20 protein-coding genes are annotated in these 20,093 nt (G+C 74.7%); 3 read left to right on the top strand and 17 right to left on the bottom strand.

Going from position 1 to position 20,093, the window contains the following annotated elements; translation table 11 throughout:
- Positions 1–3: 3 nt before the first annotated feature.
- The 8 genes from QRT03_RS10140 to QRT03_RS10105 are packed head-to-tail and all read right to left on the bottom strand — an operon-like array spanning position 4 to position 8,636.
- Entirely contained in the window at positions 4–1,248 is a 1,245-nt protein-coding gene (locus tag QRT03_RS10140) for a glycosyltransferase family 4 protein (protein WP_286052584.1), read from the bottom strand.
- The gene (locus tag QRT03_RS10135; RefSeq protein ID WP_286052583.1) at positions 1,245–2,084 is read right to left on the bottom strand and encodes a sugar phosphate isomerase/epimerase family protein; all 840 of its coding nucleotides are present in this window, start codon (positions 2,082–2,084) and stop codon (positions 1,245–1,247) included. Before QRT03_RS10135 ends, QRT03_RS10140 begins: the two co-directional genes overlap by 4 nt.
- Positions 2,081–3,598 (bottom strand): YcaO-like family protein, encoded by a 1,518-nt coding sequence (locus QRT03_RS10130; protein ID WP_286052581.1) that lies wholly within the window; start codon positions 3,596–3,598, stop codon positions 2,081–2,083. The genes QRT03_RS10135 and QRT03_RS10130 overlap by 4 nt, the downstream gene beginning before the upstream one ends.
- The gene (locus tag QRT03_RS10125) at positions 3,595–4,425 is read right to left on the bottom strand and encodes an MBL fold metallo-hydrolase (RefSeq protein WP_286052579.1); all 831 of its coding nucleotides are present in this window, start codon (positions 4,423–4,425) and stop codon (positions 3,595–3,597) included. Before QRT03_RS10125 ends, QRT03_RS10130 begins: the two co-directional genes overlap by 4 nt.
- Positions 4,416–5,447, bottom strand: coding sequence for a Gfo/Idh/MocA family protein (locus QRT03_RS10120; protein WP_286052578.1), 1,032 nt, complete (start codon positions 5,445–5,447; stop codon positions 4,416–4,418). The genes QRT03_RS10125 and QRT03_RS10120 overlap by 10 nt, the downstream gene beginning before the upstream one ends.
- The gene (locus tag QRT03_RS10115; RefSeq protein WP_286052577.1) at positions 5,444–6,574 is read right to left on the bottom strand and encodes a class I SAM-dependent methyltransferase; all 1,131 of its coding nucleotides are present in this window, start codon (positions 6,572–6,574) and stop codon (positions 5,444–5,446) included. The genes QRT03_RS10120 and QRT03_RS10115 overlap by 4 nt, the downstream gene beginning before the upstream one ends.
- Positions 6,571–7,461: an HD domain-containing protein gene (locus QRT03_RS10110; RefSeq protein WP_286052576.1), complete on the bottom strand. Its 891-nt coding sequence runs from the start codon at positions 7,459–7,461 to the stop codon at positions 6,571–6,573. The genes QRT03_RS10115 and QRT03_RS10110 overlap by 4 nt, the downstream gene beginning before the upstream one ends.
- A complete protein-coding gene (locus QRT03_RS10105) occupies positions 7,458–8,636 on the bottom strand; it encodes an inositol-3-phosphate synthase (RefSeq protein ID WP_286052575.1) in 1,179 nt (392 codons plus the stop codon). Before QRT03_RS10105 ends, QRT03_RS10110 begins: the two co-directional genes overlap by 4 nt.
- 152 nt (positions 8,637–8,788) lie before the next feature.
- On the opposite strand from QRT03_RS10105, the gene QRT03_RS10100 reads away from it, so the two are divergent.
- The gene (locus QRT03_RS10100; protein WP_286052574.1) at positions 8,789–9,775 is read left to right on the top strand and encodes an NAD-dependent epimerase/dehydratase family protein; all 987 of its coding nucleotides are present in this window, start codon (positions 8,789–8,791) and stop codon (positions 9,773–9,775) included.
- 79 nt (positions 9,776–9,854) lie between these two features.
- On the opposite strand, the gene QRT03_RS10095 is transcribed toward QRT03_RS10100, so the two are convergent.
- Positions 9,855–11,108 (bottom strand): winged helix-turn-helix domain-containing protein, encoded by a 1,254-nt coding sequence (locus tag QRT03_RS10095; protein ID WP_286053344.1) that lies wholly within the window; start codon positions 11,106–11,108, stop codon positions 9,855–9,857.
- A 107-nt stretch (positions 11,109–11,215) separates the two neighbouring features.
- On the opposite strand from QRT03_RS10095, the gene QRT03_RS10090 reads away from it, so the two are divergent.
- Entirely contained in the window at positions 11,216–11,485 is a 270-nt protein-coding gene (locus QRT03_RS10090; RefSeq protein ID WP_286052573.1) for a hypothetical protein, read from the top strand.
- Here the strand turns inward: QRT03_RS10090 and QRT03_RS10085 are convergent, their stop codons facing one another.
- Entirely contained in the window at positions 11,486–12,250 is a 765-nt protein-coding gene (locus QRT03_RS10085; RefSeq protein ID WP_286052572.1) for a methylenetetrahydrofolate reductase, read from the bottom strand.
- Positions 12,247–12,738 carry a beta-class carbonic anhydrase gene (locus tag QRT03_RS10080; RefSeq protein WP_286052571.1) on the bottom strand — a complete coding sequence of 164 codons (492 nt, stop codon included), beginning with the start codon at positions 12,736–12,738 and terminating at the stop codon, positions 12,247–12,249. The genes QRT03_RS10085 and QRT03_RS10080 overlap by 4 nt, the downstream gene beginning before the upstream one ends.
- Positions 12,739–12,850: 112 nt before the next feature.
- On the opposite strand from QRT03_RS10080, the gene QRT03_RS10075 reads away from it, so the two are divergent.
- Positions 12,851–13,435, top strand: coding sequence for a GNAT family N-acetyltransferase (locus QRT03_RS10075; RefSeq protein ID WP_286052570.1), 585 nt, complete (start codon positions 12,851–12,853; stop codon positions 13,433–13,435).
- Positions 13,436–13,520: 85 nt separating this feature from the next.
- Here QRT03_RS10075 and dapB read toward each other — a convergent pair whose 3' ends face one another.
- The 6 genes from dapB to QRT03_RS10045 form a co-directional block, all read right to left on the bottom strand.
- On the bottom strand, positions 13,521–14,267 hold the full coding sequence (gene dapB, locus QRT03_RS10070) for a 4-hydroxy-tetrahydrodipicolinate reductase (RefSeq protein WP_286052569.1): 747 nt from the start codon (positions 14,265–14,267) through the stop codon (positions 13,521–13,523).
- Complete coding sequence (locus QRT03_RS10065; RefSeq protein WP_286052568.1) at positions 14,264–15,556, bottom strand: M16 family metallopeptidase; 1,293 nt, start codon at positions 15,554–15,556, stop codon at positions 14,264–14,266. Before QRT03_RS10065 ends, dapB begins: the two co-directional genes overlap by 4 nt.
- 44 nt (positions 15,557–15,600) lie before the next feature.
- On the bottom strand, positions 15,601–17,931 hold the full coding sequence (locus QRT03_RS10060; protein WP_286052567.1) for a polyribonucleotide nucleotidyltransferase: 2,331 nt from the start codon (positions 17,929–17,931) through the stop codon (positions 15,601–15,603).
- A gap of 217 nt (positions 17,932–18,148) precedes the next feature.
- A complete protein-coding gene (gene rpsO / locus QRT03_RS10055) occupies positions 18,149–18,418 on the bottom strand; it encodes a 30S ribosomal protein S15 (RefSeq protein ID WP_286052566.1) in 270 nt (89 codons plus the stop codon).
- 133 nt (positions 18,419–18,551) lie between these two features.
- The gene (locus tag QRT03_RS10050; protein ID WP_286052565.1) at positions 18,552–19,073 is read right to left on the bottom strand and encodes a 2'-5' RNA ligase family protein; all 522 of its coding nucleotides are present in this window, start codon (positions 19,071–19,073) and stop codon (positions 18,552–18,554) included.
- Positions 19,074–20,015 (bottom strand): bifunctional riboflavin kinase/FAD synthetase, encoded by a 942-nt coding sequence (locus QRT03_RS10045; RefSeq protein ID WP_286052564.1) that lies wholly within the window; start codon positions 20,013–20,015, stop codon positions 19,074–19,076.
- Between the last annotated feature and the right edge of the window lie 78 nt (positions 20,016–20,093).

The raw sequence follows: 20,093 nt of genomic DNA, 5'->3' as shown, positions 1-20,093 counted from the left end.
CCCTCACAGCAGGTGCGGCGCCGCGCGGAACCGACACGACGGGTCCACGGGCGGGTCGGGGATGGCGGGGACCGGGACGTCCCGCACCACGTCGTAGACGTCCGTGACCCGGTCGGCGATCACCGGCCAGGACCACACCGCGCGGACCTCGTCCAGCGCGCGCCGGGCCATGCCGACCCGGAGTCCGTCGTCGTCGAGGACCCGCCCGATCCCGGCGGCCAGCGCGGCCGGGTCCTTCGCCGGGACGAGCACGCCGTTGTCGTCGGGACGCACGCAGTCGCGGACGCCGACGACGTCGGTGGACACCACCGGCAGCCCCGACGCCATCGCCTCGAGGACCGTGTTGGAGAAGCCCTCGGCGTAGGTCGGGCTCACGAACACGTCGCCGCGGCCGTAGACCTCGTGCGCCCGCTCGTACGGGGTGTAGCCGAGCTGGGAGACGTGGTCGTCCAGACCCAGCTCGGTCACGCGCTCCGCGACCAGGGTGGTGTCCGGCCCGATCCCGGAGACGACCAGGCGGACGTCCCGGCCGCCGTCGAGCAGCATCCGGTGCGCCTCGAGCAGGTCGAGCACGCCCTTCCGGGCGTCGACGCGACCGTGGTAGAGCAACGTCGGCGGGTCGCCGAGGGTCCCGGGCTCGCGGGCGGGCGTGAATCGCTCGGTGTCCGTGGCGCCGGAGACGATCGTCCACCGGGCCGGGTCGACCTCGTGGCGCGCCGACACCTCGCCCGCGAACGACGGCGAGCCGATCACCAGTGCGGGTGCATGCGCGAACACCGCCCGGATCAGCTCGCGGTGCGTGTCGCAGCAGGTGCCGACCCAGTGCCCGTCGCCGCCCTGCACGCTGACGACGGCGGGCAGGCGCAGCTCGTGCGCGGCGCGCAGCACGGCCAGGCCGTTGGGGTAGGCGTACTGCGCGTGCAGCACGTCGAAGGGCCGCTGCGCGTGCAACCGGGCGATCGTCGCGCGCATCGTCTCGACGTCGGCCTCGAAGTCGGCGGGGCGGTCGTGGACGACCTCCTGCTCGCCGTGCGCCTCGAGCGCCACCACCTCGACGCCGTCGGGGACCCGCTCGGGCGGCGGCGGGCCGCCGCCGTACACCGCGCGTCCGGCCGGGTCGCCGCGGTACTGGGAGATCATCGTGACGTCGTGACCGGCCCGGACGAGGTGGCGCAGCAGGTTCTCCGCGTACGCGCTCATCCCGGACACCGCCGGCCAGTAGCGGCGGGAGACGAAACAGATCCTCACTCGTCCACTCCTTCCATGGCGCGCAGCGTCGCGATCGCCTCCGGCACGAGGCGGTCGGCGCGGTGGGAGTCGCGGGAGAGCTCGAGGCTGACCAGCCCGCGGTGGCCGACGTCGCGCAGCGCGGTCACGACGGCGGGCAGGTCCATGTCGCCCTCGCCGGGTGTGCGGTGGTCGTGCACGCCGCGGGGCATGTCCTCCACGGCGACCGCCCCGAGGTGCGGGGCGAACGCCCGCACCGCGTCGGCGGGTTCCCAGCGGCCCGAGACGATGCAGTGGCCGGTGTCGAGCGCGAGCGTGATGTCGGGGACCTCGCCCTGCAGTTCGCTCCAGTCGTCCAGGTCGTCGACCAGCATCCCCGGCTCGGGCTCGACGGCGACCGGGACGTCCCGCCACCGCGCGTGCCCGGCGACCGAGGCGACCCCGTGCACCAGGTGCTTCCACGCCTCGTCCGGGTCCAGGCCCTCCGCCAGGACCCCCGCCCAGAACGAGACCGCCTCGCTGCCGAGGTCAGCGGCGACGTCCACGCACAACCGCAGGAAGTCGATCCGACGCGCGCGGTCCGAGGCGTCCGCACTGACCAGGGTGGGGTGGTGCTTGCGGCGCGGGTCGAGCAGGAAGCGCGCCCCGGTCTCGACGACGCTCGCCAGCCCGAGGTCGCGCAGCCGCTCCGCCAGCGCGGCGGTGCGCCGGGCGAGGTCCGGGGCGAACGGGTCGTGGTGGGCGACGTCGAGGGTCAGCGCCACCCCGGCGTAGCCGTGGTCGGCGAGCAGGGCGAGGGCGTCGTCGAGCCGGTGGGAGGACAGGCCGTTGGTGTTGTAGGCCCAGCGGAGACTCATGTCAGCTCCACCTCCTCCCCCGCCGCCACGCGGGCGACCGCGTGCCGGGACGGCTCGCGGTAGAGCGGGTAGAGGTCGCCGACGACCGCGTCGACGCGGTCGCGGTCCAGCCACGCGCGGTCGCTGCCGCGCTCGTCGGCGAGCCGAGCCGCCTCGTCGTCGGGAAGGAGCACCGGCAGCGCGCCGGCGTGGGGCGGGTCGCCGAGCCCGACGAGGCCGAAGGCGGGGTCGTGCGGGTCGGCCGCACGGTCGAGCAGCCGGTCGACGCCCCGGCGACCGATGCGCCCGTAGGACATCGTCTCGACCTCGAGGCCCGGCACGAGCACCTTCACCGTGCACGCCGGCCCCTCGTCCGCGAGCACGGCGAGCACGTCGAACTCCGCGAGCCGGCCCATGAGGTCGTCGAGCACCGCGACGGGGTGCCCGACGGCCGTGGTCGGCAGCTCGTCGAACCGCACCCGCGTGTGCTCGGCGAGGACGGGCTCCAGCAGGCCTCGCAGGTCGTCGGCGTCGCGGGCCGTCCAGTCCTGCATCGCCCGGAAGGCCCGGGCCTCCTGCGGCGGGAGCGGCTGGGCGAACTCGCGGTCCCAGTAGCTCGCGGGGGCGAGCGGGTGCACCGTCGCGAGGTCGGCGTGGGCGAACGTCTTGCGCACGCGGGCCGAGCAGAACTCGAGCAGCGCCTTCTGCAGCGCGACCTCGCGGTCCGGGTGGGCGGCCTCCCCGCAGGCGGTCAGGGCGATCGGGTGCGGCGGGTCCCCCACGGCGTCGTACCCGACGACGTGCAGGTCGGTGACGCCGAACGCGGTGGACGCGAGCTTCGGCACGACCCGGACGCCGACCCCGCGCAGGTGCGCGAGCAGGGCCCGGGTGTCCGGGTCGGCGACCAGCTCGTCGTCGGGACCGGTGTCGATGACGATCCCCCGGTCCAGGGCGCGGAAGGCGGTCGCGTTGCCGTCGCGCTGCAGCAGCTCGCCGAGCGCGTGGCCCAGCGCGCGTTCGACGGTGTCGCCCGCGCCGCAGCCGTTGGTGATGACGGTGGTGAGCCGCTCGGCGGGGTCCTGCCAGGGCAGGTCGACGGGGTACGCGGCGGCGAACTCGGCCGGCACCAGCACCGTCTCGCCGGTGCGGACGCGGGTGGCCGGGAGCCACCACCGCGGCGCGTCCGGGTCGTAGGCACTGCCCGCGGGGAGCGTCAGCCGGACCGGGTCGACGACTCCGCCGTCGCCCAGTCGTCCCCGCAGCGCGGTGTACGAGTCGCGCGTGCGCTCCAGGGTGCGCAGGTGCCGGGAGAGCAGCATCTCCTCGGCGAGCTCGGCGCGGGCCGCCACCCGGGCGCGCTCGACGGAGAGCCCGTAGCCGAACGAGCCGGAGCGCGGCCAGTGACCCGACGGGTCGGCGAAGTCGGCGGCGACGACGTGCACCCCGGTGCGGTCGGCGTCGCGGAGCTCGATCTCGTCGGTCTCACCGGGTGGCAGGGCGTCGGTGTAGTCCTGCGCGACGGCGTCGAGGCTCACGAGAGCTCGTCCAGCGGGATCGCGCCGGCGACCGGTTGCGCGGACAGCAGCCGGTCGTAGAGCGCGAGCACGTGGGCCGTGGTGACGCCCTCGACGAACTCGAACGGGGTGGCGACGGCGTCGAAGTCCAGGTTCCCGATGACCTTGTAGGCATCCCGGATCTCCTGGTGCGAGAGGGGGATCTGGGCGTGGTAGGCCTTGTGGGCCGACAACCCGGTGGCGCGGCCCTCGTCGTCCAGCGCGGCCTTGAGCATGTCGCCGCAGAACAGGACCCGGCGGCGTTCGTCGTGCAGCACCATGTGCCCGTCGAAGTGGCCGCCGGTGCGGTGCGCGACCAGACTGGGGGCGAACTCGTGCCGGTCGTCGAGCGGCCAGGTCACGCGGAAGGCCTTCGTCCACTCCAGGTCGCGGACGCCGATCGCCATGACCGGCGGTTGCAGGGCGTCCTGGAGCTGGAAGAGCGCGCCGTAGCCGTGGACGTGGCTGGCGGCGAGCGCGATCAGGCCCCCGCGGCGACGGATCTCGGCGAGGCCCTCGTCGGGGTAGAACCCCGCGCCCTCCCAGCCGACGAGGCCGTGATCGGTCTCGATGACCCACCCGCACGTGCCCAGCCCGACCTGCGGCTCGCACCAGAACCCCGTGATGCCGGGCCGCACCTCGGTCCAGCGCGCCTCGCGGCCCTCGGCGATCTCGGCGAGCGGACGGAAGTCCCACCCGTCGTCGGGCAGGGCGTTGCGGACGTCGGTGCACACCGGGCACGCGGGCGGCACGTCGAACCAGCGCTGCCAGTGGCCGCAGTTCGAGCAGGTCCAGGGGCTCAGGGGCACGGCATCTCCTTGAGGACGGGGCCGGCGGTGTCGAGGGCGCCGAGCAGCAGCTCGTGGAGCGCGAGGTCGCGGGCGAGCGGGTAGGGCCACGGGCGCTCCCCGCGGACGGCCGCGCCGAACGCGGCGAGCTGGCGCTCGAACGGCCCGTCCGGGTCGAACGCGACCGCCTCCGCCGCGCCGGTGGCGGCGTCGAGGAACGTCAGCGTGCCGCCCGCGACCTGGCCCAGGGTGTTCTCGGCGACCAGCTGGCCGCGGGTGCCGACCAGTTCCAGACGACGCCGCGGCAGGGCGTCGGGCAGACAGAAGCTGACGTGGGCGTCGACGAGCGTGCCGGAGCGGGTCGCCCCGACGAGCACGGCGCCGTCGTCGGCCGCGGGGTCGACGTAGTCGTGCACCCGACGGCGGGTGAGGGCCTGCAGGGTGGCGAGGTCCTCGCCCAGAAGGGTGCCGACGAGGTCGATGCCGTGCGGGGCGAGGTCGATCGCGGCGCCGCCGCCGGCCAGGGCGGTGTCGACCCGCCAGTTCGCGCCGTCGGTCGCGGTGTGCGGGGGCAACCAGCCGGGCGGCAGCCAGCAGCCATAGACGATCCGGACCGCGGTGACGGCGCCGATCCGCCCCTCGGCCACGAGCTCCCGGATGCGGGTGTGCGCGGGGTGGAACCGCTGGTCGAAGGCCGTGCCGGCGAGCCCGGCACCGACCGCGTCGACCATCGCGCACGCGTCGTCGACGGTGTGGGCCATCGGCTTCTCGCACAGCACGGGCACCCCGGCGGCGGCGACCGCGCGCACGACGGGCAGGTGGGCGTGGTTCGGGGTCGCGACGTAGACCGCGTCCAGCCCGTCGACGGCGAGGAAGGCGTCCAGGTCGTCGGTCGCGGTCACGCCCGGGCCGGCTGCGGCGAGGGCGTCCGGGTCGCGGTCGCACACCGCGACGAGGCGGGCGTCCGGGTCGGCGGCGATCGCGGGGAGCGCGTGGTCGCGGGCCACCCACCCCAGGCCGACCACGCCCCACCCGGTGCTCACCAGCGCTCCGGCAGCTCGACGAGCACGCGGCGGCGGGCCGCCCGGTCGTCGGACAGGTCCGTGGGCAGGGTCTCCGGCAGGTAGACCGCCGCCCGCGCGCCGTACTCGGCGGCCCAGCGCGGGTTCGGCCACTCCCGCACCCCGTCGCGGTAGAGCGGGTTCGGCCGCAGCGTCGCGCCGGGCGACGGGTCGAGCAGGGCCGGCTGCGGCAGCGCGGCGACGTGGTCGAACGCCAGCGCGACCGCCTCGGTCCGCTCCAGTTCCGTCCCGACGACGGGTCGGGCCCGGCGGCCCTGCAGCGCGGCGTCGGTCAGCTCCTCCTCGGGGTAGGTGAGGGCGCCCGGCAGCAGGCCCGCCCACTCGTCGGTGGTCAACGGGTGCCCGGCGGCCCCGAGCGGGTGCTCGGCGTTGTGGCAGTGCCCCGCGAGGACGGCGCCGCCGGGGCCCGCGAGCTCGACCGCCCGGTGCAGCACGTCGCCGGGGTCGTCGAGGAAGTACAGCGTGTCGTGGCAGCAGACCCAGCGGTCGCCGTCGGGAGCGAGCGGCCACGGGGCGCGGAGGTCGGCGCAGACGAGGTCGACCCCGCCCTCGGCGGGGAGCACGAACCGGCGCGCGAGCCAGAGCTTCGCGAAGACGATGTCGATCCCGGTGGCTCCGCCCGTCTCCCCCGGTTCCCGGACGAGCCGACGCAGCAGGTGCCCGGCGCCGCAGGCGAGGTCGACGACGGGCCGTCCCGCGGGTGGGTGCGTGGCCACGAGCGCGGTGACGGCGAGGCCGGACGGGTCGTGGTCGCGGTGCAGGAAGTAGTCCCCGACGCGCCCGAGGCCCAGGGCGGTCACCGCGTCGCGCAGGGTGGTCCGCGGGTCGGCGGCGGCGTCGTAGGCCTCCGCGAGCACCTGGGGCGGGGGCGGCGGCTGGTCCCACCAGTCGTCGTTGTCCGCGAGCAGGATCGCGGCCGCGTCACGGACCCGCCCGTCGTCGAGCGCCGTCAGGGCCCGCTCGACGAGCTCCCCCCGCCCGACCCGCAGGTACGGGATCCCGTCCAGCACCGGCCACCGCCGCTCGCCGTCGGACACCGAGTGCGGGGTGTCCGCCGTCAACGGCCGGCGGGAGTGGGGGTCGATCACGGCAGCAGGCCCGCCTCGGTCAGCACGGCGTCGTGGTAGGCCGAGACCGGCGACTCGTGGACGAGTTCGAGGTCGACCAGCGCGTCCTTCGCGGTGAACGCGGCCGCACGGGCGTGGTGGTGGACCTGCAGCACGCGGTCGAGCACGTCCGCGGCGTGGAAGGCGCGACCGAGCGGGGTGTCGGCGTCGGCGCGGGCGGTGAGCAGGCCGCGCACCCGGTCGGCGAGCGCCGTCGGCAGCGTGGCGAGCTCGCGCTCGGTCAGCCGCTCGAGCATCGACCCGAGGTGGTCGCCGAGCAGGATCTCTCCCGCGAACCCGGCGTCGGGCACGGCGACGTTGTGCAGGTGGTGGGCGAGCCCGAGCAGGAAGGCCTCGCCCGGGTCGGCGCCGAGGTCCTCGGCCACCAGCGCGCCGTACACCGCGACCGCCCAGCAGTGTTCGCCGTGGTCCTCCGGCGGCTCGACGATCATCCGGGGCCGGCCGGGCGCGGTCGCGCCGGCGCGGGGCTGGTCGACGAGCGTGTGGGCGAACGGCGGGACGTGCGCGAGGTCCTCGACGGGGTCCGGGGCCTCGACCAGGCGCCGCCGCGTGTCGTCGGTGAGCGCCGCGCCGACCTCGTCGATCGCGCGGGTCCGCACCGCCCGGGCCTCGTCGCGGGTCAGGCCGGCGTCGTGCAGCACCGTGGCGTCCAGCCCGGCGAGCCGGGCACCGGCCACCGCGGCCGCGCACTCGGCGTCGGCCACGGTCGTCGGGTCGGCTCCGCCGGCCAGCGCCGACCAGGCGCGCACGAACGCGTGGTCGGCGATCGACCCGGCCCGGCCGGCCACGTGGACCCGCTTGAGGTCGCCGATCTCGCGGAAGGGCCCGACGAGCTGCGCGAGACTCACCGCGCGAGCCACTCCCGCAGGACCTGCTCCTGCCGGTAGAGGGCGTGCACGGGCTCCGAGCCGTCGCGGGTGATCGGCGCCTTGAAGAAGTAGCCGAGCTGCTCCTGCGCCCCGCCCTCCTTGCGGCGGGCGGCCTCGTCGACCATGCGCGCCAGCTCGAGCACCAGCGGCGCGGCCAGGATCGAGTCGCGGCACAGGAAGTCGACCTTGACCTGCATCTTCTGGCCGAGGAAGCCGGTCAGGTCGATGTTGTCCCAGGCCTCCTTCTCGTCCCCGCGCGGCTTGTAGTAGTCGATCCGGACCTGGTGGTCCTCGACGTGGTAGCCGAGGCACTCGTCGAGGACGTTGCCCTTGGTCTGGAGCTTGGCCTGCAGCGAGTCGGCGTCGTCGAGGACCTGGCCGTCGCGGTTGCCGAGGATGTTCGTGGAGTACCAGCCGTCGACGTGCAGCGAGCGGGACGCGAACGCCGGCGCGAGCACCGTCTTGATCATGGTCTGCCCCGTCTTGCCGTCCTTGCCGGCGACCGGGACGCTGCGCTGCAGCGCGAGCTCGAGGAGGGCCGGGATGTCGGCCGACGCGCTCGGCGTGAAGTTCACGTACGGCGAGCCGGAGACGATCGCGGCGTAGGCGTAGATCATGCTCGGGCTGATCACCGGGTCGTCGGCGTCGAGGGCCTCCTCGAACGCCTCCGGCGTCTGAAGCGACGGCAGCGTCAGGTCCGGCCAGCGCTCGGTCGAGGCGAGGTTCACGACGACGACGCGATCGAGGTCGTGCTCGGTGCGGAAGCGCTCGATGTCGGTGCGGATGTGGTCGACCCGCCCGCGCAGCGACGAGATCGGGACGACGTTCGCGCCGACGGCGTTGCGGCAGTAGTCCGGGTCGGCCACGGCGGGCCACGGCGTCACGGCCGCGAGCCCGGCCCCCGACGCCTCGATGACCCCCGGCTCGAGCACCCGGTGGAGGTGGGCGGCCTTCGCGAGGTCGTCCCCGTCGAGGTCCCACCCGCCGAACACGAGCGACGTGTAGGGCACCAGCGACTCGACGTCGGCGAACGGGAGGCCCTCGGTCCCGCACGCGCCGACCTTCAGCAGCTCGACCCCCGCGATCGCGGTGGTCGATACCGCGCCGCCCACCCCGACGACGGCCACCCCGACCTTGCGCTGCTCGTCCGACACCCGACGTCCTCCTCGTTGCCAGGCCCCGGCGCGTCCGCGGGCCGACTCCAGGTGTGCTCCCCGGCCGGTCCTCGTCGGCAAACGGCAGGTTCTGCGGGACGTCCGGTCGGTGCGCGGCGGTGTGCCTCCGCGCCGAGCGGGTAGCCGCGCCGATGCACCTGCTCGTCCTGGGTGGCGGCGGCTTCCTCGGCCGCCACCTGGCCGCCGCCGGGCTCGCCGCCGGCCACGACGTGACCGTTCTCTCCCGACGCGGGTCGGCCCCGGTGGACGGGGTCGAGGCGCTCGCCGGCGACCGGCAGGGCGACCTCTCCGCCCTGGACGGGCGCCGCTTCGACGCGGTGCTCGACACCTTCTCCGACCCCGACGCGGTGGCGCGCACGGCTGAGCTGCTCGACGGTGCGGCGGGCGCGTACGGCTACGTGTCGGGCATGAGCGTGTACCACCCGGACGGGCCGGCGGTGCCGGGCGCCGGGGACCCGGTGCGCCGTCCCGGCGACGCCGACGACGCGTTGCAGGAGCGCTCGCTGGAGAAGCTGGAGGCCGAGGCGGCGATCGCCCGACACTTCGACGGGCCCGCGCCGGTGTTCCGGGTGGGGATCATGGTCGGGCCCCACGACCCCACCGACCGCTTCACCTGGTGGCCCGTCCGCCTCGCCCGGGCCCTCGCCGGTGACGCGGACCGTGAGGTGTTGGCGCCGGGCGACCCCGGTCGCGTCGTCCAGTACAGCGACGCCCGCGACATCGCGGCGTTCATGGTCTCGGCGCTCGACCGGCGGCTCGACGGCGTGTTCGACACCGTGGGCCCGGGGCGGGCGCAGCCGCTGTCGGCGGTGCTCTCGGAGTGCCTCCTCGGGGTCGGGGGTCGGCCGGAGGACGTCTCGTGGGCCTGGGCCGGGGAGCAGTACCTGCGGGAGTCGCTGGCCGACGTCGAGGAGGAGGCCCGGCCGCTGTGGTTCCCGGAGGACCAGATCCCGCAGGACGCGATCGACTCCTCGTCCGCGATCGCGGCGGGCCTGCGGTTCCGGCCGGTGGCCGAGACCGCGCGGGACGTGCTGGCGCAGGTCCGCGCGGAGGGCCGCTCGGACCTGGCGGCGGGCCTGGACCCGTCGTTCGAGCGCGCCCTGATCGCCGGCTGCTGAGGTCCGCGGGCGGCGGCCCCGCACCGACGATGGCGACCTGCACACATCCAGTGCCGGTAGCGGGACATCGTCGAGCGCCTCAGACGAGCGGAGCCCCCGCGAGGAGGGCACGGGACAGCGCCGGCGCCAGTGGACCACCCTCGACGACGACGTCGCCGACCCCCAGCCACGCCGCCATGTCGCGCAGCGCGCCCGCGAGTTCGGCGGCCACCCGGGCCTCGTCGGCGCCGCGCTCGATGCACTCCGGCTCTGCGAAGGCGGCGGGCACCCGCAGCACGCCCGCGGCACGGTCGGTCTTGAGGTCGACCCGGCCGACCAGCTGCCCGTCGAGCAGGAACGGGAAGACGTAGTAGCCGTGGGTGCGCCGCTCGGCCGGGGTGTAGATGCCGATCCGGTAGGTGAAGCCGAAGATCCGTTCGGTGCGCGGGCGGAACCAGATCAGCGGGTCGAACGGCGCGAGCAGGGCCCGCCCCGTGACCCGACGCGGCACCCGGAGACCGGGCAATCGGTACGCGGGCGCACCCCACCCGTCGACCTCGACCTCTTCCAGCTCCCCCGCGTCGACGAGCTCCGCGACCGCGACCCGGCTCTCCGCGGGCGGCAGCCGGTAGTGGTCGCGCAGGTCGGGTTCCGTGGCCACGCCGTGCGCGGCCGCCGCCCGCAGGGTCAACGCTCGCATCGACTCCGCTCGATCGGGTTCCCGGGCGTGGACCCCGGGCGGGATGACGTCCTCGCTCACCGCGTACGCCCGGCGGAAACCGCGCCGCGTCCCCGTCGTCAGGACCCCGGTGGCGAACAGGTGCTCGCAGGCGACCTTGACGTCCGACCGGGTCCACCACCCGCCGTGTGCCCGGGCGCGCCGCTCGCCCCCGTGACCGAGCACCTCCTCGACCTGCCGCGCCTCCATCGGGCCGTGAGCGGCGACCGCGTCGTGCACCGCGTCGAGGATGTCCGGCCGGTGGTCCAGCGCCGTGCCCAGCCACCGGTTGGTGCGCGCGGTGTTGTCCCGCATCCGCCAGCGCAGCAACGGCCAGTCCTCCACCGGGATCAGGCTCGCCTCGTGCGCCCAGAACTCGACGAACGCCCGGCGCCGACGGTCGGCCGCGGTCTGCGGCCAGGCCAGCGCGTCGAGGAGGTCACGATCGTAGGCGCCGAGCCGGGCGAACACCGGCGCGTAGTGCGCCCGCACCGCGACGTTGACCGAGTCGAGCTGCAGCAGCCCGAGGTGCCGCACGAGCCGCGTGAGCCCGCCGCGGTTCGGCGGGACCGACCGCGGCGGAGCGTCCAGCCCCTGCGCGCCGAGCACCGCCCGCCGCGCCGCCGCCGCACCCATCCGCTCCGGTGATCCCACGCCCGGGATCGTGCCAGCCACCCCCGACAACCACCGGAACAGGAGCGGCCACACCGGCGTTGACCAGGGAGAACAGTGAAGGAGAAGTCATGATCGGAGATCGCGTCGAGATCGTCGTGGACGCCGGCGGCACCACCCGTAGCTGGGACGTGGAGGCCACCCGCGCCGGTCGCCGGGTGGAGGTCGCGCACGGGCGCGGCGTCGTCGAGGTCAGCGAGGTGACGCGCGGGGGCACCCCGGTGCGCACCGCGCGGTTCATGTCCTCGCGCGTGCTGGCCCTCGTCGAGCACCCCGCCGCGGCGACCGTCCGCCAGGCCGACGACGAGCCGCCCGTCCTGCCCCTGCCGCGTCCGGCCTGATCACGCCAGCAGCGGAGCGAGGCGCCGCGCCGTCTCGCCCGCCCGGCTGACCGCCACCAGGTGCACGCCGTCGACGAGCCCGGAGTCCCGCAGCGCGACGACGTGCTCGCAGGCGGCGTCGACCCCGGCGTCTGGATCGTCGTCCAGCGCGTCCAGCAGCCCCGCGGGCAGCTCGAGGTCCGGGATCGCCCGCGCCACCCCGTCGGCCATCCGTGGTCCGGTCGGTACCAGCACGCCCGCCCGGACCGGTACCTCGACCTGCGCGTCGGAGCGCCACTGCTCCACCGCCCCGACCGAGAACGCCGGCGGCAGCCACAGCACGTCGGCCGCCCGCTTCCACCGCGCGAGCGGCTTCCCCAGCGGCGCCACCACCCCGACCCGCAGCGCCACCTCGTGCTCGTCGGCGAACGCCCGGGCCTCGTCCAGCATCGCGCGCACCCCGAGCGGGCCGTCCTCGGCGTCGTCGTCGGGCGGGTCACCGCGCAGCAGCAGCACCTCGCGCACGCCCAGCGCCACCAGTCCGAGCAGGTCGCGGCGCAGCCCGAGCCGGTTGCGGTCGCGGGCGTTGAGCACCGCCGTCACCCGAGCGCCCGTGGCGCGGGCCGCCGCGGTCACGGCGACGCCCGACACCGCGGCCCGCCCGGTCGGGTTGTCGGGGGCGAGGACGTGGTCGGTCAGCGGGGCGAGGTCCGCCACCTGCCGCCGGACCGGGTCGAGGTCCGGGCGGTGCGGGACGTCGATCTCGGCGACGACCTCGAACGTCACGACACCTCGGTCAGCGTGCCCGCGTCGACGTCGTAGACGAACCCGCGCACCGCGTCGGTGTGCAGCAGGAACGGGTTCGCGCGGACCGCGGTGAGCGAGTCGCGGACGTCCTGCTCGGTGTCGGAGAACGCCCCGGGCGCCCACCCCGGCTTCTGTCCGCACTCCTGCTCCAGCTCGCCGACGAAATCGTCGTCGGCGAACGTCGCCATCCCGCACTTGGTGTGGTGGACGAGCACGACCTCCGTCGTCCCCAGCTTGCGCTGGCTGATCGTGAGCGAGCGCAGCACGTCGTCGGTGACGACGCCGCCGGCGTTGCGGATCACGTGCGCCTCGCCCGGCCCCAGACCGAGGGTGCGGTAGACGTCGAGTCGCGCGTCCATGCAGGCGACCACGGCGACCTGACGCGAGGGCGGCCCCGGCTGCCCACCGTCGGTGAAGCCCGCGGCGAAGGACTCGTTGGCGGCGACCAGTTCGTCGGTGACGGACAACGGCCTCTCCTGTTCTCTCGGCGTATGCGTCAGGAGTGATCATTCCCGACGGCGGGTGGGGTCGATGTCGGGGCGTGACCGGTGTCCCAGCGCCTGTCCTAGTGTCGCGGGTATGGCGATCGCGCACGTCCGCCCGGCGACCCCCGACGACGCCCCGGCCGTCACCGCGGTGCAACGGGAGGTCTGGACGACCGCCTACGCCGCCTTCCTGCCGCCCGGCCTCACCGAGGGGTTCGACGACGAGGCCGTGGCCGCGGCCTGGGCGCGCGCGGCCGACGGGCTCCTGGTGGCCACCGAGGGCGACGCGGTCGCGGGCTTCGCGCTCGCCGGCCCCGCGCCCGAGGAGGACCTGGCCGACGCGGTCGGCGCCCTGCCCGACGACGCCGGGTCCGTCGGTCTGGTCGCGACCCTGCTGGTCTCGCCGCGCTGGGGCCGTCGCGGGCACGGGGGCCGGCTCCTGGTGACGGCGGCAGGGGCGCTGCACGGGAGCGGCGCCACGCGGGGGATCACGTGGGTGCCGGAGCGCGACCGGGCGTCGCGCGCCTTCTACGCCCGCGCGGGGTGGGAGCCGGACGGCACCGTCCGCACCCTCGACGCCGGCGGGCGCCCGCTGCGCGAGGTGCGCCTCGGCGGCCCGCTGGACCTCGAGTTCGCCGTGCGTCCCACCGCCGAGGACCTGGGCCTGCCGCTGCTCTGATCGGCGGCACCCCTGAAACCACGAACGGGCCGTTCGTCACGATCTACCGTGACGAACGGCCCGCTCGTACGGATCGGGAGCGGCCTCAGTCCAGGTCGAGCACCGACTCCAGCCCGATCGTCAGCCCCGGGCGCGACACCACGGACCGCACCGCGAGCAGCACCCCGGGCATGAACGACGCCCGGTCGAGCGAGTCGTGCCGGATCGTCAGGGTCTCCCCCGCGCTCCCGAGCATGACCTCCTGGTGCGCGACCAGCCCCGCCATCCGCACCGCGTGGACGTGGACGCCGTCGACGGTCGCGCCGCGGGCGTGGTCCGGGTCGTGCGTCGTGGCGTCCGGGCCCGGCCCGAGACCGGCGGCGGCACGGGCCTCACCGATCATCTGCGCCGTCCGGGTCGCCGTGCCCGACGGGGCGTCGGCCTTGTTGGGGTGGTGCATCTCGACGATCTCGACGGAGTCGTAGAACCGCGCCGCCTGCGCCGCGAAACGCATCATCAGCACGGCGCCGATGCCGAAGTTCGGCACCACCATCAGCCCCAGGCCCGGCGCAGCATCCAGGCGGCCACGCAGCTCGTCGAGGACCTCCGTCGTCATCCCGCTGGTCCCGACGACGCCGTGGATGCCGTGCTCGACGAGGTACCGGACGTTGTCGGCGACCGCCGACGGGTGCGTGAAGTCGACCGCCACCTGCGCGCCCGCGTCCGCGAGCGCCGAGATCGGGTCGCCCTCGTCGACGGTCGCCACGAGCTCGAGGTCGTCCGCCTCCGAGACGACCCGGCACACCTCCGACCCCATGCGACCCCGGGCACCCAGCACGCCGACACGGGTCATTCCGCCACCTCGCGCACCTCGTCGGGAAGATCGTCGACGTCAGCGTAGGGCCCGACGACGGCGGCCGTGAGCGGCGCGTCGAAGAGCTCCGTCGCGAGCGCCGCGACGTCGTCGACCGTGACCGACCGGACCCGCGCGAGCGCCTCCCCGAGGTCCAGCGGTGCCCCCGGACCGTCCAGCTCGCGGCGTCCCAACCAGCTCATCCGGGACGACGTGTCCTCCAGGCCCAGGACGTACTCGCCGCGCAGCTGCCCCTGGGCCCGGGTGAGCTCCGCCGGGGTGATGCCGTGGCGGGCGAGGTCGGCGAGCTGCGTGCGCAGCACCCCCGCGGCCGTCCCGAGACGCTCGGGGGCGCAGCCGACGTAGACGCCGAGCACGCCGAGGTCGGAGTAGCCGGTGGCGGCGGAGTACACCGAGTACGCCAGCCCGCGTCGCTCCCGCACCTCCTGGAACAGCCGCGAGCTGGTCCCCCCGCCGAGGACGGTGGAGAGCACCAGCTGCGCCTCCCACCGCGGGTCGCCGCGCCGCACCGACGGGACCCCGAGCATCAGGTGCGACTGCTCGGTGTCGTCCTCGCGCACCGACAGCCGCTCCGCGGGGGCCTTCACGACGGCGGGTGCGTCCGGCCGGTGCCCGGCCGCGGCGGGTGCCCCGTCGAGCCGGGAGCCGAACGCCGCGGCGACGGCGTCGAGCACCTCGGCGTGCACGACGTTGCCCGCGACCGCGAGCACCGAGCGCGACGGCACGTAGTGCGCGCCGTGGAAGCGGGCGAGGACGCCGCGGGTCATCTCCGTGACCGACTCCTCCGACCCCACCACCGGGCCACCCAGCGGGTGGTCACCGAGCAGCAGGTCGTCGAAGTCGTCGGTGAGCAGGTCCTCGGGGTCGTCGTCGCGGCCCGCGATCTCGGACAGCACGACGTCGCGCTCGAGCTCCACGTCCGGTGCGGCCATCACGCCGTCGAGCACGACGTCGCACACCACGTCGACCGCGAGCGCGAGGTCGGAGTCGAGGACGTGCGCGTAGAAGCACGTGTGCTCCTTGGAGGTGAACGCGTTCAGGTCACCCCCGACCGCGTCGATCTCCTCGGCGATCTGCCGGGCGCTGCGCCGCGCCGTGCCCTTGAACAACAGGTGCTCCAGGAAGTGCGCGGCGCCGCGGGCGGCCGGGTCGAAGCCCGGCTCGTCGCGCGACCCGACGTCGACCCAGAGCCCGACCGAGGCCGACCGCGCCCCGGCCACGTGCTCGGTGACCACCCGCAGGCCCCCGGGCAGCACGGTTCGTGCCACGCCGGGGGCCGGGTGCTCGGTCGCGAGGGACCGTGCTTCCGTGCTCAGGAACGGCCTCCGCCGATGGCGCCGGACACCGACGCCTCCTCGGCGGGCGGGGCGCCCGCGCCCTCGGCGCCGGTGCCCTGCGGGGCGCCGTCGGCCGGGGTCTCCGCGCCGTTCGAGGCGTCCTCCTCCTTGACGGGCAGGAGGCTGATCTTGCCGCGGTTGTCGATGTCGGTGATCTCGACGCGGATCTTGTCACCGACGTTCACGACGTCCTCGACCTTGCCGATCCGCTTGCCGCCGCCCAGCTTCGAGATGTGGACGAGGCCGTCACGGCCCGGCACCAGCGAGACGAACGCGCCGAAGGCGGCCGTCTTGACGACGGTGCCGAGGTAGCGCTCGCCGATCTTCGGCATCTGCGGGTTGGCGATGGCGTTGATCCTGTCGACCGCCGCCTGGGCGCTGGGCCCGTCGGCCGCACCGACGTAGATCGTGCCGTCGTCCTCGATGGAGATGTCGGCGCCGGTCTCCTCGGTGATCGAGTTGATCATCTTGCCCTTCGGCCCGATGACCTCGCCGATCTTGTCGGTCGGCACCTTCACCGTGGTGATGCGCGGCGCGTAGTCGCTCATCTCGTCGGGCGCGTCGATGGCCTCGGCCATGACGTCGAGGATCGCGAGCCGGGCGCCGCGGGCCTGGGTGAGCGCCTGGGCGAGCACCTCGGAGGGGATGCCGTCGAGCTTCGTGTCGAGCTGCAGCGCCGTCACGAAGTCCTTGGTGCCGGCGACCTTGAAGTCCATGTCACCGAACGCGTCCTCGGCGCCGAGGATGTCGGTCAGGGCGACGAAGGTCTCCTTGCCGTCGACCTCGCCGGACACGAGGCCCATCGCGATGCCGGCGACCGGCGCCTTCAGCGGCACGCCGGCGTTGAGCAGCGACATCGTCGAGGCGCAGACCGAGCCCATCGACGTCGACCCGTTGGAGCCGAGGGCCTCGGAGACCTGACGGATCGCGTAGGGGAACTCCTCGCGGGTCGGCAGGACCGGCACGAGCGCGCGCTCGGCCAGGGCGCCGTGCCCGATCTCGCGGCGCTTCGGCGAGCCGACGCGCCCGGTCTCGCCGGTGGAGAACGGCGGGAAGTTGTAGTGGTGCATGTAGCGCTTCGTCGTCTCCGGAGTGAGGGAGTCGATCGACTGCTCCATGCGCAGCATGTTCAGCGTGGTGACGCCGAGGATCTGGGTCTCGCCGCGCTCGAACAGCGCCGAGCCGTGCGCCCGCGGGATGACCTCGACCTCGGCGGCGAGCGGCCGGATGTCGGTGACGCCGCGGCCGTCGATGCGGAAGCCCTCGGTGAGGATCTTCTTCCGGACGGTCGACTTGGTCAGCGACCGGAACGCCTCGCCGATCTCCTTCTCGCGACCCTCGAACTTCGGGGCGAGCTCGGTGACCAGGCGCTCCTTGACGGCGTCCTGGGCGGTGTCGCGCTCCTGCTTGCCCGCGATCGCGAGGGCCTTGTCCAGGTCCTCGCCCGCCGCGGAGGTCACGGCGTCGAGGACGTCGGACTGGTACGGCGGGAAGGTCGGGTAGTCCTTCGTGGTCGTCCCGAGCGAGGTGTAGAGGTTCTGCTGCGCCTCGCACAGGGTGCGCAGGAACGGCTTCGCGGCCTCCATGCCGGCGGCCACGATCTCCTCGGTGGGAGCCTGGGCGCCCCCGGCGACGAGCGAGACGGCCTTGTCGGTCGCCTCGGCCTCGACCATCGAGATGGCGACGTCGGAGCCGTCGGAGGTGATCGAGCCGGCGATCACCATGTCGAAGACGGCGTGCTCGAGCTGGTCCCAGGTCGGGAACGCGACCCACTGCCCGTCGATCAGCGCGACGCGGGTGGCGCCGACCGGACCCTCGAAGGGCAGGCCGGAGATCTGGGTGGAGGCCGACGCGGCGTTGATCGCGAGGACGTCGTAGGGGTCCTTCGGGTCCAGGCTCTGGACCGTGACGACGACCTGGACCTCGTTGCGCAGGTTCGCGGCGAACGTCGGGCGCAGCGGCCGGTCGATCAGGCGGCAGGTGAGGATCGCGTCGGTCGACGGACGACCCTCGCGGCGGAAGAACGAGCCGGGGATGCGCCCGACCGCGTACATGCGCTCCTCGACGTCCACCGTCAGCGGGAAGAAGTCGAAGTTGTCCTTCGGGCGCTTCGAGGCGGTCGTCGCCGAGAGGAGCATCGTCTCCTCGTCGAGGTAGGCGACGACGGCGCCGGCGGCCTGCCGGGCCAGCCGGCCGGACTCGAAGCGGATCGTGCGGGTGCCGTACGTGCCGTTGTCGAGCACGGCCGTGGTCTCGTGGACCCCGGTCTCGGTGTCGACGGCGGCGGGGGTGGCGGAGTTCGCCATGGGTGTCCCTCCGGGGGATTCGGATGACGAGTCCCCGCGGCCTCCGCGGCTCCACCGACCTGACCGGTCTTCGATCGAAGCGCCCGGAACGCCCGTTCCGGGAGCCACTGTCGAGGACCGGGCCTGTTCGGACGAGCCGCCGCGGGGCGGGGCTCGGTTGTTCAGGTGTCCCGATGTGGGTCGGGCCGCCCGCGATGATCGCGGGCGGCCCGGGATGTCAGCGGCGCAGGCCGAGACGCTCGATCAACGACCGGTAGCGCGAGATGTCCACCGACGCCACGTACTTCAGCAGCCGGCGGCGACGGCCCACCAGCAGCAGCAGGCCGCGGCGGGAGTGGTGGTCGTGCTTGTGCATCTTCAGGTGCTCGGTGAGCTGGATGATCCGCTGGGTCAGCAGCGCCACCTGGGCCTCGGGCGAACCCGTGTCGGTGGTGTGCACGCCGTACTCGGAGAGGATCGAGCGCTTCTGCTCGGTGGTCAGGGCCACGTCGGTGGTGCTCCTCGTGTTCTTCGTCGTACCCGGGCTCGTGCGCCCGGTACCGTGTGCCGTCCCGGTGCGCCCTGTCGGGGCACGTCCGAGGACCCGGCCGCCACGGACCGCAGCCGGATCGTCGACGAGTCTACCGGCCGGGTCCGACGGCCTCGTCCCCGCCCACCAGCGGGAACCTCGCCACCACCCGGTAGGGCGTTCCGCTCGCGACGACCACGACCTCGTCGGGCGTCCACACGGGTCCACGGTGCTCCGCAAGGCCGGGCGGGACGGAGGGCGACCGGCCGCGGGCGCGGGCGACCGTGAGGTGCGCGACGTGCTCGGCGGGGTCCGCGCCGGCCGCGACCAGCAGGCGGTCCCAGGCGGCCGCGGCACCGACGGTCTCGACCCCGAGCCACAGCGCGGTGCCGAACCTCCCCGCTCCGGCGCACCGCAGGGCCGGCCGCTCACCACCGGCGAGACGCTCCCCCAGCTCGGCCGCGACCTCGTCGGGATCGGCATCGGCGTGGAAGCGCAGGGTCACGTGCCGGCGCTCCCGCGCGACCGCCCGCCACCGGCCGCCGTGGGGATCGCGCCGCAGGGCGAGCTCGAGGTCGGTGTCCGCCGCCGCGTTCGCGGCCTCGTCCGGGAGGACGGCGACGAACAGCCGCACTCAGAGACCGAGCAGCTTCCGCGTCGTGGCCACGTCGGAGTCCATCGCGGTGATCAGTTCCTCGATCGAGTCGAAGCGCTCCATCCCGCGGACCCGGCCGACGAACTCGACGCCGACCCGCTGCCCGTAGAGGTCCTCGGAGTGGTCCAGCACGAACGCCTCGACCGTGCGGACCTGCCCGGAGAAGGTGGGGTTGGTCCCGACCGAGACCGCCGTCGGCCACCGCTGCTCGTCGCGGACGAACCAGCCCGCGTACACCCCGTCGGCCGGGATCGCCGCGTGGGCCGTCGGGGCGACGTTCGCCGTCGGGTAGCCGAGCTCGCGTCCCCGCTGGTCGCCCTTGACCACGACGCCCTCGACCCGGTGCGGCCGCCCCAGGGCGTCGGCGGCGGCCTCGACGTCGCCGGCGGCGATGCAGCTGCGGATGTAGGTCGAGGAGAAGGTCACGGTGCGGCCCCGGTCGCCGTCGGCCATCAGGTCCAGCCCCATCGCCTCGAACCCGAACCGCGCCCCGAGCCGCTCCAGCTCGGGGACGTCCCCGGCCGCGCGGTAGCCGTAGGTGAAGTTCTTCCCGACCACCACCGCGGACGCGTGCAGCCGGTCCACCAGCAGCTCGTGCACGAACTCGTCCGGCTCGACCCGGGCGAACTCCGGGGTGAACGGCAGCACCCAGAAGGCGTCGACCCCGAGCTCGGCGACCAGGTCGGCGCGCCGGGCCAGTGTGGTCAGCTGCGCGGGGTGCGTGCCCGGGCGGAGGACCTCGCTCGGGTGCGGGTCGAAGGTGATCAGGGTGGTCGGCAGCCCGCCCAGCTCCCGGGCCCGCTCCACCGCGTGCCCGATCAGCTGCTGGTGGCCGCGGTGCACACCGTCGAACACGCCGATCGTCACCACGCAGCGGCCCCAGCCGGGGGGGACGCCGTCTCGACCGCGCCAACGTTGCACGTGCGTCGCGCCTCTCCTGTGCGTGTGCGGTCTCGTCGGGTGCGCGCCCAGACTACGGGCGCGCGTCCCCGGGTTCCC

Source organism: Actinomycetospora termitidis (assembly GCF_030286555.1).
Taxonomy (GTDB): domain Bacteria; phylum Actinomycetota; class Actinomycetes; order Mycobacteriales; family Pseudonocardiaceae; genus Actinomycetospora; species Actinomycetospora termitidis.
This window is presented reverse-complemented; position numbering and strand designations above follow the sequence as displayed.